Raw genomic sequence first — 13,231 nt, 5'->3', positions numbered from 1 at the left:
TCCCGCCGGACGATCTTCGGGCCGCGGATGCCGAACGAAATCTCGATCATCGCCTCGAAAGCGCTTGCGGGGAAGGTGTATTCGATCCGTCGCGCACAGTGTCAGTTGGGCGGCCCGGAGGCGAGGACAACGGCGACCTGACGCTTGGAACCGTCGGGATCACTGAGGCTCAGGGTGATCATGTCGTCGGGCTTGCGAATGTTCAAGGCGGCTTTCAGGGATTGGGTCGAGGAGATCGGGCGACCGTCGACGGCGGTGATCACTTCGCCCGCAAGAAGTCCGGCCGCGAAGGCGGGCATACCGTAGACGCTCACGTCGATGCGGGCGCCGCCGGTGCTCGCGTCCGAGGTGAGCACGCCCAGCGTCGCGGTGGGCCCGATGTGCACGGCGTCCGTCGATGTGCCGGAACGGATTTGGCGCACGATGTCCATTGCCGTACTGATCGGGACGGCATAGCCGCTGGCGTCCCCGAGCGCTCTGCTGAGCTCTCCCGAGGCGGCGGTGACCACGCCGACGACGTCGCCGGACCGGTCGGCCAGCGCCCCGCCGGACTGGCCCGCCTGCACCGGCGCGCGCACCTCCAGCATTCCGGTCAGCGTCGTGCTACTCAGATCCGCGGCATCGCGGGCCACGATCGCGGTGTTCAGCGAGGTCACGGTTCCCGGGGTGGCGGTGGGCTGTCCGGTGCCCCCGGCATTTCCGATGGCCATGATCTCATCGCCCGGCCGCAGCGCCGACGAGTCGCCGATCCGCGCGGTCGGTAGGCCGGCGGCGCCGGTCAGCGACAGCAACGCGATATCGGCGGCGGAGTCGTAGCCCAGCACGGTGGCCGGGAACTGTGCCCCGGTGCCGATGTCGCCGACGGTGATCATGTCCGCACCCTTGACCACGTGATGGCTGGTCAGCACCTGTCCGCCGCCGGTGAGCACGATGCCCGAGCCCGCCGCGCCCAGCCCGGAGGGCTCGATCGTGACGGTGATGTTCACCAGCTCGGGCTCCACTGTCTTGGCGACCAGGACCGGATTCAGCGGCGGGGGTGGGGGCGGGTCGGTCGCCTCGCCCGAACTGGACACCCAGCGCGGCAGCCCGCCCTGGAATCCCAGGATCACGACCACCGCAACCAGCACGGCCAGCACCCCGGCGCCGCTGCGGGCGATCGGGCCGACGTGGCTTGCGCTGGTGGTGTCGGGCCGATCGTCCGGATACTGCCCGGTGCCGGGCGCATCGAGTCCTGTGTAGGACGCACCGAGCCCCGTGTAGGACGCACCGAGCCCGGAGTCGGACGTGCCGAGCCCTGCGCTGGACGCACCGAGGCCTGGGTTGGGCGTGCCAGGCCCGGTGTTGGGCGTGCCGAACCCTGTGTCGGACGTACTGAGCCTCTTGTCGTCCATGAGCACTCCCGCCTCCTGCGCCGCCCGCGGGCGTCGGCGATTGCACTTCATGTGTACCAAAATTCGGGCGTATCAACGCGTGAATCGTGTCGACGAGCGGCGCGCGAGATCGTTGACGATGGTGCGAACACTTCCGTCAGCCCTCGTGGTTCAGGACCGCGATCCCGAACATGAACGCACTGCCCGCGACCGTGCAGAGCAGGGTCAGGCGAGAGGGATGCCCGGCGTGCGCCTCCGGCAGGATGTCGGAGGTCGCCAGGTACAGCAGGAACCCCGCGAAGTAGCCCAGATACAGGCCCGTCGCCTCGGGGGGCTCGCGAATCAGCGTGCCGATGATCGCGCCTGCGACCGGCGCGAGGGCGTCCAGGGCGAGCAGCAGCAGCGCGCGCCGCCGGGCATTGCCGTACAGGGTGCTGATGGTGAAGGTGTTGAAACCGTCGGCGAAATCGTGGCAGATCACCGCGATCGCCACCGCGATGCCGACGCCGGACCCGGCCTGGAAACTGACCCCGATACCGACGCCGTCCAGGGTGCTGTGGAAGATCAGCCCGCCCGCCGCGACGACGCCCACCGATTCGAAACCGTGTGTGTGCGGGCCGTATTCGTCCTCGTGCCCGGTATGGATGGCGACCGCGCGCTCGATGACGTGGATGGTCAGGAAACCGATCGCCCCGGCCACCAGCGCGACCGGGATTCCGGCCACCTCCCGCGACGACTGTTCCAGCGCCTCGGGCAGCAGATCGAACGGAACCACCCCGAGCATCACCCCCGCCGCGAGTCCGAGCATGGCGTGCCTGCGGCCGCCGATGCGCACCGCCATAAACCCGCCCACCAGCGTCGAACACATCGACACCAGTGCCAACAGAATCGCCATCGGTCCAGCATCTGACACCATTGAGAAGGCTCCGGACACATCGGATCGGCGAGTTGGAGTGCGCTCCGAGGACCTTTGCAAAGCAAACGATGCGAGAGTAGGCAGATATCCATGACCACTGCTGCGGCCTATTCCATCTCCGCCCCCGACGGCGGCTTCGAGAAGACGACGATCGAGCGCCGTGAACTCGGCCCGCACGATGTGCTCATCGACGTCAAATACGCGGGCATCTGCCACTCCGACATCCACACCGCACGAAACGAATGGCGCGGCACCCAGTATCCGTGCGTGCCGGGCCACGAGATCGCGGGCCTCGTCGCCGCGGTCGGTCCCGAGGTGACCAGGCACAAGGTCGGAGACCGGGTCGGCGTCGGCTGCATGGTCGACTCGTGCGGCAGTTGCGAGGCGTGCCTGGCCGGTGAGGAGTCGTACTGCACCGGCGGCGTCACCTGGACCTACAACTCCGCGGTGTCCGAGGAGATCCAGCCGGGGGGCGTCACCCTCGGCGGATACTCCACCCAGGTCGTCGTGACCGAGAACTTCGTGCTGTCGATCCCCGAGGGCATCGGACTGGACGTCGCCGCGCCGCTGCTGTGCGCGGGCATCACGCTGTTCTCCCCGCTGCGGCACTGGAACGCCGGACCCGGCAAGCGCGTCGCGATCATCGGCATGGGCGGGCTCGGGCACATAGGGGTGAAGATCGCCGCGGCCCTGGGTGCCGAGGTGACCGTGCTGAGCCATTCGCTGAGCAAGCGGGAGGACGGGCTGCGCCTGGGCGCGCAGCACTACTACGTCACCAGCGACAAGCAGACCTTCAAGGATCTGCGCGGCACCTTCGACCTGATCATCAACACCGTCTCGGCCAACCTGCCCATGGACGACTACATGCGGCTGCTCCGCCTGGACGGCTCCCTGGTGATCCTCGGTCTGCCCGACAAACCCCTTGCGGTGCAACCGTTCACGATCGCCGCGCAACGGCGCTCGCTGGCCGGATCGATGATCGGCGGTATCGCGCAGACCCAGGAGATGCTGAACTTCTGCTCCGAACACGGCATCGGCGCGGAGATCGAGGTCATCTCGGCCGACGGGATCGATGCCGCCTACGAGCGCGTGCTGGCCAGTGACGTGCGCTACCGCTTCGTCATCGACACGGCCACCATGTAGCGAATTGCCCTGCCGGGCACGGCATCCCAGCGGTGTCGCCGATGCCGTGCCCGAGGCGACCGGAACGGCCTGCACATCACGGGTTTCCCGAGGTGAGCAGGCCGTGCTCGTGCGCGAAGGCGGCGGCCTCGGTGCGGGATGCCACACCGAGCTTGGTGAGGATGCGGGAGACGTGCACACCCGCGGTATTGGCGCTGATGAACAGTTCGGCGCCGATACCCCGGTTGCTCAGGCCGCGGGCGATCAAGCCCAGCACATCGAGCTCACGACGGGTCAGGCCGAAGGTCCGGGCGGGAGGCTCGCTCCAATCACGTTCGGCGGCAACGCTCTCGGAGAGAACCAGCCGGGCCCGCGCGGCGACCTGATCGATCGCGGCGGTCAGCGGTTCGGCACCGAGCCGCCCGGAAATCGCCCGCGCCTCTCGCAGCGCCGAACTCGCCACACCCCGATCCCCCTGCACCAGAACAACACTCGCCGCCTCCACCAGCGACTGCGCCAACTCGTACGGCCGCCCCAGCGCACGCCAGGCACGCACCGCCCCGCCCCACACTCCCAACGCCTCGTCGACGGGATGCACCGACCCATCCCCGGCGCGCTCGGTATCCACGTGGTCGGGCACGACCCTCCCCGGGGTACCCGCGGCCTCGCCCGGGCCACGCCCACCCTCACCCCGGTCGCGCGCTGGCTCGCACTGATCGCGCGCCGCATCTTCGGCAGGGGCGTCGACCACGCCGAGGCGCGCACGGAGGGTTGCTCGGTAAGCGGCGTCGACCGGAGAGGCATGCGTGAGCGTGCTGGTCAATTCATCGAGGCCCGGCGGGTGATCGGGGAGGCGGGCGGCCAGGGCCAGTAACGGCCAGGCGTCGTGTGGGTGCGCGCGCAGGGCGGGGGCGTTCGTGGCGAACAGGTCGGCGAGAATGGCCGTTGCGGTGGATGATTCGGAGTGTTCGAGAGCCAGGAGGCATTCCAGTTCGCGCAGTTGCAGGCGGTAGGGGCGGGCCCACTCGCCCTCGCCGAGCAGGCCGGCGGATTCGGCGGTGAGTTTACCCGCCTCGGCGGAATCACCCTGGGCCAGAGCGATTTTCGCGTGACACAACTGCAGCGCGGCCCGGCTCAGCGGCGGCATCGCGGCGAAGCGCGCCTCCTGCGCCAGCACCAGCACGTCGGGCCAGCGCCCCAGCGCGTGCAGTGCTTGCGCATATTTGACCAGCAGGATCGGCGCGGATTCGGCGAATCGAAATGTCTCGTGAGCCGTGCGCAGACCCTGCTGGACGACCTCCACCGCGGTCTCGTACCCGCCGGCAGCCACCAGCGCCGAGGACTCCCACACCGCGACATCGAGCAGCATCCGCGGATCCCCGGCCTCCCGGGCGGCCGCCCGCGCCCGGGCGAAGGACTCCATCGCGGCGCTCGCGTCGTCGGCCTCGGCAAGTCCGAGGTAGGCGTGGGCGCGCGCAGCGAGCGCCAGGGAGCCGAATCGCTGCGCCACCGCCAGCGATTCCCGGGCCGCCGCCGCTGCCCCCACCGGATCACCGTCGAAGACCCGGTTCAGCGCGAGCTCGGCGAGCACCTCGCCGCGCTCGAGGCCCGGCGGATCGGACGGCAGCAGGCGCAGCGCGTGATTCAGGTCCGCCCCCGGCCCGGCCCCGGTCGAACCGCGCAGACAGGCCCGCCGATAGTGCATGCGCGCGGAATGCAGCGGATCGATCGAATCGGCCTGTGCCAGTGCGGTATCGGCGACCGCGATACCCCGTTCGATCGCGCCGGAGTCGGCACACGCGCGCACGAGCTGTTCCAGCACGGTCGATTTCGTCGTATCGGGCAGCGCCTCGGCCGGCACCCGGTCCCACAGCTCGAGCACCCGTTCGAGCTCGCGCATGCGCACATCCGCACTCGTGGCCGCCGTCGCGGCCCGCCACGAGGCAGCCAGCGCGCACGGCAGATCGCCCGCGCACAGGGCGTGCAGCGCCAGCTCGCTGTCGCGGCGGTCGGCGGGCAGCAGCTCCGGGCGCGCCCGCAGCGCCGCGGCCAGCACGGCATGCAGCCGGGCCCGTTCCGCCGGCAGCACATCCTCGTAGACGGCCTGCCGGATCAGCACATGCCGGAACTCGTATGCGCTGCCCGCGGTTTCGAGCAGACGGCGCGCAATCAGTTCCCGCACCGCATCGTCCAGCTCCGTCGAATCCAATTCGACTGCCGTGGACAGCAATTCATGATGAACAGGAGATCCGATCACGGCGGCCCCCCGCAGCGCGGCCAGCGAAGCGGGCCGCAGCCCGGAGGTGAACCCCAGCAGCAACTCGGTCAGCCCGTCCGGAATGCGGCCCCGCGACCCGCTCAGCGCCTCGACGAACAGCGGGTTGCCCTGGCTGCGTTCGAAGACCCGCGAGATCAGCTCTGTATCGGCTTCCGCGCCCAGCAGCGCGGCGAGCTGCCGGCCGACCTCGTATCGGGTCAGGGGCTGCGGAAGAAGCTGCCGCACAGCGGGATTGCGGCCGAGCTCGGCCAGGAGCTCGCGCAACCGCCCGGACTCCGCGGGGCGATGCGTTCCCACCAGCAGCACCCCGGCCTCGGCCAGATTGGTGATCAGGAACGACAGCAGGTCCAGGCTCGCGCGGTCGGCCCAGTGCAGATCCTCCAGCACCACGACGACGGGCCGGACCAGGGCGGTGAGTTCCAGTACGGTGAGGATCTCGCCGAACAGCCGGACCCGATCGGATTCAGCCGCGGGCGTGCCGGCGCGGGCGGCCAGCGCCGGATGCCAGTGCGCCAGCGCGGGCCCCGGGGGCAGCAGCGCAACGAGCTCGTCGATCCCGATGCCGCGCACCAGATCTCGCACCACGCCCAGGAACGGCGCGAACGGCACCGAGTCGCTGCCGAATTCGGGACACCGTCCGGCCAGCACCAGCACGGTGCCGCCCAACCGGCTGGTGAACTCCCCGACCAGCCTCGACTTGCCGATCCCGGCGTCACCGCCGATCAGCACGGTGCTGGTGCGCTCGTCGGTCACCGCCTCCAGCAGGGTCGTCAGCTCGCCGGCCCGGCCGACGAGCACGTCACTCACGGGAAACCTCACCCCGTAGATACTGCCGGATGCCGCGCCTTTACCGGAACCACCTGCGGGAACGCCGGAAATAACGAGATCTCGTGATTCGCCGGCCCCCTCTTTACCGGAAATGTCTTTCTCATGAGCGACAACGACATCACCCCCTTCCGCATCAGCATCCCGCAGGCCGACCTGGACGATCTGCACGAGCGGCTGGCCCGCACCCGCTGGATCGACGAGCTGCCCGGCGCCGGCTGGGAGCGCGGCGTGCCCACGAGCTACCTGCGCGAACTGGCCGGGTACTGGTCCGAGACATTCGATTGGCGCGCAATCGAATCCAGGATCAACGAGTACCCGCAGTTCACCACCGTCATCGACGGCCAGAACGTGCACTTCCTGCATATCCGCTCCGCCCGGCCCGGCGCCACGCCCCTGCTCCTGCTGCACGGCTGGCCCGGCACCGTGGCCGACTTCCTCGACATGATCGGCCCCCTGACCGCTCCCGATCCCGAATTGCCCGCGTTCCACCTGGTCATCCCCTCCCTCCCCGGACACGGATTCTCCGGTCCGATCACCGAGTCCGGCTGGAACGACGGCCGGATGGCCGCGGCGCTGGCCGAGCTCATGGACCGCCTGGGCTATGCGCGGTACGGCGTGCACGGCGGCGATCACGGCGCGTTCCTCGGCCCGAAGCTGGGCCGGATCGCCGGCGAGCACGTGCTGGGTGTGCACGCGAACGCGCTGGTGACCTTCCCCACCGGCGATCCGGCCGACATGGCGGCGCTGACCGAGACCGAGCGCCGGCGCCTGGGCGAGATGAAGCAGTTCCAGGACGACGGGTCGGCCTATATGCAGCTGGCCGGTTCGCGCCCGAATACGCTGGCGCAGTTGCTCGCCGATTCGCCCGCCGGTCAATTGGGATGGATCGTAGAGAAATTCAAGGAATGGACCGATCGCGGCCACGACCTGCCCGACAAGGCTATCGATCGGGATCGGATGCTGGCCACCGTCAGCATCTACTGGTTCACCGATACCGCGCGCAGCGTCGCCAACTTCTACTACGAACGCTTCCACGACGCCACAATGTTCGCGCCCCAGCCGCGCGGCACGGTGGCGACCGGCGTCGCGGTGTTCACCACCGCCGATTTCGCGATCCGCCGCTTCGCGGAGAAGACGCACAACATCGTGCACTGGTCCGAGTTCGCCGCCGGCGGGCACTTCCCCGCAATGGAGGTCCCTGATCTGCTCGTCGGCGATATCCGAGCGTTCTTCGGCGCGCTGTAACGACGCGCACGGCCCCTCGGATGGATTTCGAGGGGCCCGGCCGCCGCGCATCGGTAATGCGGCATCGGGCCGAGGCGGCAGTCCGCACTGCGGCGTCGTCCGGCAATCTCCTTGGGACACAGCTGGTCAGCATCCATTACCGGCGATAACTTCTGTCCGGACCGGCACGCAACCAGCGCCTGAAATCCGATAAAATCCCCGGGAAAGACCGCCGGACGACAGCGACAGCAGCCTTCCCACCAGCAGCAACCGCACATTTACCCCAAATATCTTTGAGATAAACGGATTTCACCAGGAGAATCCATCGCAACGCACCGCCCACACTGCGACGAACGCAGGAACCGGCCGGTGAAAATGTCGTCCGATAGCAGCGCGCAACAACTCAGCTACCGATCGCGCGGGATACTTCGCAATCAACTACTACGCAATGGAATTGAATTTCATGTGAGCCTGGTCACACCATTTGCGTCCGGTCGGGCCGTCCACTAGGAATGAATCCGTTCGATTCACATGAGCTGACGAACGATCGCACGGGGGGAGCCGAAATGCGGGGAGTCCCAGGCGTATCGGTGGTCAGGGAGGGAAATTCACCAGCATGAAGTTCGGAAAGATCACCGCCACCGTTTTCATGGCCATTGCCGCCGTGGGAATTACCGCCGGAACCGCCAACGCGGCCCCGGCCCCGCAGCCGGCCGCGGCGCACAACGATGCGACCAGCGGCGTCGAAAACGGAATCCAGTACCACACCGTGGTTTCCCCGGTTACCCGGGCGATCACCACCACGGTTTCCGATGGCCATTTCGCCCTCGCACCGAACGGTTCGTCCGTGGCGCTGGAATCCAACAGCGGCCAGCAGCTCGATCACGTGTCGCTGCGGCCGGAGCTGGCCGGGCACGTGTTCACGGTCGCTCAGCAGATCAGCGCGGACGGTCGTAGCCTGACCCTGACACCGACGGTCTCGCCGCAGGAGATCGCGCAGGCCAAGGACATCAACGCAATAAACACCCTGTTCGCCGAAATCAACAAGAATATTGTCGGTGTGGTCATCGGCGCCGGCCTCGGCGGATTCCTCGGTGGCCTCCTCGGCTTCGGCATCTTCAGTATCATCACCGGACCCGTTGGCGCTCTGCTCGGCGCCATCGCCGGTGGAACCGCCATGGGCGGTCAGGAGTTCCTCAACTCGGTCCAGGCCGCCGCAACCGGTCGACCGTAATCCAGCGCAGACAGGCCCGGGCGGGCGCGGCCAGCGTGATGGCCGCGCCCGCTCGTGTTTGTAGCGGTGTGCGGGCACCGGCGGAGCGGTTCCGCCGGGCGCGCGCCCGCTGCGGAGCCCTCACACACCCACGCGCGGGCGGTTGCCACCCCAGAAATTGGGGCACGGACACTGCACAATCCGAATCACCGTGCGAGACTGTCGAAGTGTAGACGCGGATCCCGGAATACCAACCGGCCGCTTGCGGTTCAGTCAGCGGTCGCCTCCAGGCAACCGGCCGCGGCAACGATCCAGGCATCGGCACGGATCGTCCTCCAGGTGGAACGTTTTCCGCCACGAGGGCGATTATCCGGAGTACGGTTTTTTGGTTGGCTTGCTCGGTCTCGTGGAAGTAAAGGGCTATGGGTGGTTCGAATCCTGTTCCAACACTTTCCAACGGGGCGGTCTCCATTCCGAGCGGCATCGGCAACTCGCTGGCTTCCGTGGTGGCCGAACTGCTGGCCACGATCCAGGCCGGGCAGCAGGCCATGCAGTCCGCGAATCTGACCAACGTCAAGCCGCTCAGCTCTCTGAACTCGGGAACCCTACTGGCGGACCGGTTCTCGAAGCAGGCCGACGCGGTGTCCCAGCTGCTGGACAATCACGTATCGATTCTCGAGGCCCTGGGCCCGGCATTCATCGAGGCGGAGAAGATCTATCAGGGCGCCACCGAGGCGGCCGCGCGCGAGTTCCAGGCGATCCAGAAGAACGCCCAGTCGGGTACCACCGGCCCACCGCCGAAATACAACCCGAACGCCACGAAGGCCCCCTCCCATCTGGGCCCGCCGGTCAAGTTCGTGCCCGGCCAGAACGGCGTGCCGAACAACCACGATCCGGTATCGGCCGAGCCGGGCTCCTCCCTGAGCCTGCCCGACATGAAGACCTTCTCGCAGCACGATCAGAACGTGCCCGCCTTCGAACAGGGGCAGACCTGGAACTGGCTGGGCAACGGGCTCGGCACGGCCGCAAACGATTTCATGACCGGGCTGCAGAATGCCAGCTCGGAATGGGCCGGAACCGGTAAGGACGCGGCCCTGGCGGCCTGTCAGGCCTACGCCCAGTCGCTGCAGCAATTGGCCACCGAGATCGGCCAGGTGGGCAATGCCCTGGAATTCGCCGTCCAGCAGATCGATCAGGCGATCTCCGCGATGGCGGCGGCCATGGCCGCCTGGGACGGCAAGAACGACAACACCGCGACCGCCGCGCGCAATGCCGGCATCAACATCATCACCAACACCTACGACCCGGGCGTGACCTGGTCATCCGAGGGGCTCCCCCCGGCCCTGACCCCGGCGAAGAACCCGATGGCGAAGACGCACAAGCCCAACGACCACACGGGCGGCGGGAACGGCGGCGACGGCGGGCCATCCGGTTCGGGCTCGGGTACGAACGCGTCGGGCTCGGCTCCGAACTGGAACACCAAGAATTTGATCAGTACGGGCAAGGGCGGCGGCGGCAACAGCGACGGCGGCCCGGGTTCCTCCTATGGTGCGGGCGGTAGTGGCGGCGGTTCGCAGTATCACCAGTCGGACACCACCACGAACAGTCCCTCGAACACGAACAACCCGTCCGGAACCGACTCGTCCTACTACGGCGCCGCCGGCGGCCGGGGCGGCTCACAGGGCTCACAGGGTTCGGAATACAAGTCCAAGTACGGCTCCGGTTCCGGCTCCGATGAATCCGAAAAGACCCACAAGGGCTCGGGCATCGCCGCCTCTTACGGCGCGGACGCCTCGGGCACCCTGCCCGTCCTCGGCTCGGGTGGCGCCTACATGTTCGGAAGTGCCAGCGGCACTTCCGCCATCAGCATCAGGGCGGGCAGCACCAGCGGCGCGCTGGGCTCGGGCTCGATCTATTACTCCGGCAGCGGTTTCGGCGCCGCGGGTTCGGGCAGTTTCGGCTTCGGCGGCGTCAGCGGATCCGGCACGGGGTTCGGCTCCTTCATCGGCGAGCTGGAGGCACTGGCGACCTCGTTTGTGCAGCAGGCCGCGAGCTTCGCGCCACAGCTGCTGCAGCAGTTGTTCGGTCAGGCTGACCCGAAGGCGGCCCTCGATGCGACCCAGCGGGCCGATGTCGCGGGCAATCCCGGCAGCATGTCCGACCTGTCGAAGCTGCTGGGCGCCGGGGGTGGCGGTTCCGGTGGTGGCGGTGGATTCGGGACCGGCGGGGCGGGCCCCGCCTTCGACGCCCCGGCGTATCAGGCGCCCTCGAACCTGTTCCCGCGGGCCACGGCCGCCGCGTTCACCGCGGACGACCCGGTCGGCACAGCCGGGCCCATCGAGTCGGGGCTGGATGCGGCCCCGGGCGGCATGCCCATGGGGGGCATGGGCGGAATGGGCAGTGGCGGTACGGCCGGGGGCGGCGGGCAGTCCAAGGAGCACAAGACGGCGGAGAATCTGAACTCCACCGCGAACCTCGACGAGGCGTTCGGCGACCAGTTCCGGGCGACCCGATCGGTGATGGATGTGCCGGTCAAGGGCAGGCGGCGGAAGGACGAGGACGGATGACCCGGAGCCTCACCGATCTGGAGTTCGTGGTGATGTGGGAGGAGACCGGGCACGACACCCTCCCGCTGCCCCTGAGCTTCGCCACCGATCTGCGCGACCGAATCCTGTTCGACCAGGCCAAGTTCGAGATTCGCGAGCGCCTGGCCGCCGCGCGCGACGAGTATGTCGACCACGTGCTCCAGGCGCTGGCGCATCCGGATATCCACATTGCCGTGCACGCGCACGACAGCGCCGATCCCTTTCTGCCCGAGGGCAGCATCCGCATCTACGCCGCCCGGCGCGGCGACCAGGGTTACGTCGTGCGCCAGCTCCCGGGCAAAACCATTTGGCACAGTTCGGGATTCGTCGTCACCCAGTGCGACGCGATCGCACTCGCCGCGGCCGTCGTGCGGGAGCTGCCGGACCAGCCCGCCGGTCGATACTCGAATATCCGTCTGGACCAGGATAATTCGGAGTCCGAGGCCGACCCCGACGCCTTCGCGATGTACGACTTCGTCGAGGACGACGGCGATTCCACCGATCACCTGGCCAACTACCTGCTCACCGCGCCCGCACAACGCATCGGGCAAATCGACATCAGCCAGGGCAGTTCGCGTTTCGGCCCGCGCGGGATCACCCGGCGACGGCTGGGCTGGCGCGATCTGCTCGACGACGGCCGCTACACCATCACCGGCGACCCACCGGACATGGCCCACGGCACCGACAGCGCCCGCATGATCAACCTGATCAACACCGAGATCGCCGAGGTCGTCCGGGCGATCAAGGATGAGCGCAACGATTGACCGCCGAGAAGCCCGGGTTCAACGCCCGCTCCACGATCCGGATCACCGTGGGCGACTGCGGCAGGTCGGAATGATCGACGGTGTCGGTCGCGCATACCGCCTGGACCCAGATGTTGTCGACCACGGCCTGCGGCCCCGGGCTCAGAAAGGTCGACTCGGGCGGGGTGGTCACGTCGTCGACGCGGCTGGCGATAACGGTGTAGTCGACTCCCGGATCGGTGTCGCCGTCCGCGTTCAGGTGCGCCAGAAACCGGCTGCCGATGACCTGCTGCGCCGCGGCGACGCCGAGCACCTGCGCGACGGCGCCCGCGATCGGCCCGGACGAGCTGCCGGTGCTCGCCAGGAATCCCAGATCCTTGAAGGTCGTTCCGTGATTGGTAGCCCCGATCGTCACCAGCTTGCGCACCACATTGCGTCGCGGATCGGCACGATCGACGCCGCCGCCGAATCGCATGTACTGGCGCGCGACGACCCCGCCCTGTGAATGGGCGACCACATCGACATGCTCGGAATTCGTTGCGGCACAGACCCTCTGGATGAACGTTGCGAGTTCCCGCGCAGAATCGCGGATGTCGCCGGTGCCGTAGACGCCGGGCTCGGCGCCCATGGTACTGCTGACGTCCCGGCCGTAATTGAGCGAAAAGACGCAGTAGCCTTGGCTTTTCAGCTTCGGCGAGAGGGCGTCCCAGTTGTTCTGATTCCCCCATGTGCCGTGCACGAGTACCACCGGATCGGGATGCGCGGACGTGGGCGCACAGTGCCAGTCGTCCGCCCCGGGCGGAGGTGAGCTACCGTCCGGCGTCGATGCGGCCGGCTGCGCGGCGGCCCCGCCGAATCCGAACATCGTGCACAACCCCACGGCGGCAAGAACCACAGCCAGCGAACGCATCAACCATCCCTCCTCACCCGAAGAGAAGTAACGAGACGTTTG

9 protein-coding genes are annotated in these 13,231 nt (G+C 68.1%); 5 read left to right on the top strand and 4 right to left on the bottom strand.

Annotation, left to right across the window (positions count from 1 at the left end; translation table 11 throughout):
* Positions 1-101: 101 nt before the first annotated feature.
* On the bottom strand, positions 102-1,391 hold the full coding sequence (locus tag KO481_RS04315; RefSeq protein ID WP_215915563.1) for a S1C family serine protease: 1,290 nt from the start codon (positions 1,389-1,391) through the stop codon (positions 102-104).
* Between the two features lie 136 nt (positions 1,392-1,527).
* Positions 1,528-2,265, bottom strand: a complete 738-nt coding sequence (locus KO481_RS04310) for a ZIP family metal transporter (protein ID WP_215915562.1) — start codon at positions 2,263-2,265, stop codon at positions 1,528-1,530.
* 111 nt (positions 2,266-2,376) lie between these two features.
* Between KO481_RS04310 and KO481_RS04305 the strand changes: the two genes are divergently transcribed.
* Positions 2,377-3,429, top strand: coding sequence for an NAD(P)-dependent alcohol dehydrogenase (locus KO481_RS04305; RefSeq protein WP_215915561.1), 1,053 nt, complete (start codon positions 2,377-2,379; stop codon positions 3,427-3,429).
* 76 nt (positions 3,430-3,505) lie between these two features.
* Here KO481_RS04305 and KO481_RS04300 read toward each other — a convergent pair whose 3' ends face one another.
* Positions 3,506-6,493: an ATP-binding protein gene (locus tag KO481_RS04300; protein WP_215915560.1), complete on the bottom strand. Its 2,988-nt coding sequence runs from the start codon at positions 6,491-6,493 to the stop codon at positions 3,506-3,508.
* Between the two features lie 123 nt (positions 6,494-6,616).
* Here KO481_RS04300 and KO481_RS04295 point away from each other — a divergent pair, with 123 nt between their 5' ends.
* From KO481_RS04295 to KO481_RS04280, 4 genes are all read left to right on the top strand, one after another.
* A complete protein-coding gene (locus KO481_RS04295) occupies positions 6,617-7,759 on the top strand; it encodes an epoxide hydrolase family protein (RefSeq protein ID WP_215915559.1) in 1,143 nt (380 codons plus the stop codon).
* Positions 7,760-8,354: 595 nt separating this feature from the next.
* Positions 8,355-8,972 (top strand): DUF8020 domain-containing protein, encoded by a 618-nt coding sequence (locus tag KO481_RS04290; protein WP_215915558.1) that lies wholly within the window; start codon positions 8,355-8,357, stop codon positions 8,970-8,972.
* Between the two features lie 401 nt (positions 8,973-9,373).
* On the top strand, positions 9,374-11,518 hold the full coding sequence (locus KO481_RS04285) for a PPE domain-containing protein (RefSeq protein ID WP_215915557.1): 2,145 nt from the start codon (positions 9,374-9,376) through the stop codon (positions 11,516-11,518).
* Positions 11,515-12,300 carry an ESX secretion-associated protein EspG gene (locus tag KO481_RS04280; RefSeq protein ID WP_215915556.1) on the top strand — a complete coding sequence of 262 codons (786 nt, stop codon included), beginning with the start codon at positions 11,515-11,517 and terminating at the stop codon, positions 12,298-12,300. Before KO481_RS04285 ends, KO481_RS04280 begins: the two co-directional genes overlap by 4 nt.
* Here the strand turns inward: KO481_RS04280 and KO481_RS04275 are convergent.
* Positions 12,278-13,189 carry an esterase/lipase family protein gene (locus tag KO481_RS04275; protein ID WP_215915555.1) on the bottom strand — a complete coding sequence of 304 codons (912 nt, stop codon included), beginning with the start codon at positions 13,187-13,189 and terminating at the stop codon, positions 12,278-12,280. The two genes, KO481_RS04280 and KO481_RS04275, sit on opposite strands and share 23 nt — an antisense overlap.
* Positions 13,190-13,231 lie beyond the last annotated feature (42 nt).

Source organism: Nocardia albiluteola, from assembly GCF_018860155.1.
GTDB lineage: Bacteria > Actinomycetota > Actinomycetes > Mycobacteriales > Mycobacteriaceae > Nocardia > Nocardia albiluteola.
Note: the sequence above shows the minus strand (reverse complement) of the source record. Positions and strands in the feature narration are given on the sequence as shown.

Bases quoted from the DNA above. Each gene is read 5' to 3' on its own strand.
- KO481_RS04315 (WP_215915563.1), bottom strand. From the start codon at position 1,391: ATGGACGACAAGAGGCTCAGTACGTCCGACACAGGGTTCGGCACGCCC.
- KO481_RS04310 (WP_215915562.1), bottom strand. From the start codon at position 2,265: ATGGCGATTCTGTTGGCACTGGTGTCGATGTGTTCGACGCTGGTGGGC.
- KO481_RS04305 (WP_215915561.1), top strand. From the start codon at position 2,377: ATGACCACTGCTGCGGCCTATTCCATCTCCGCCCCCGACGGCGGCTTC.
- KO481_RS04295 (WP_215915559.1), top strand. From the start codon at position 6,617: ATGAGCGACAACGACATCACCCCCTTCCGCATCAGCATCCCGCAGGCC.
- KO481_RS04290 (WP_215915558.1), top strand. From the start codon at position 8,355: ATGAAGTTCGGAAAGATCACCGCCACCGTTTTCATGGCCATTGCCGCC.
- KO481_RS04285 (WP_215915557.1), top strand. From the start codon at position 9,374: ATGGGTGGTTCGAATCCTGTTCCAACACTTTCCAACGGGGCGGTCTCC.
- KO481_RS04280 (WP_215915556.1), top strand. From the start codon at position 11,515: ATGACCCGGAGCCTCACCGATCTGGAGTTCGTGGTGATGTGGGAGGAG.
- KO481_RS04275 (WP_215915555.1), bottom strand. From the start codon at position 13,189: ATGCGTTCGCTGGCTGTGGTTCTTGCCGCCGTGGGGTTGTGCACGATG.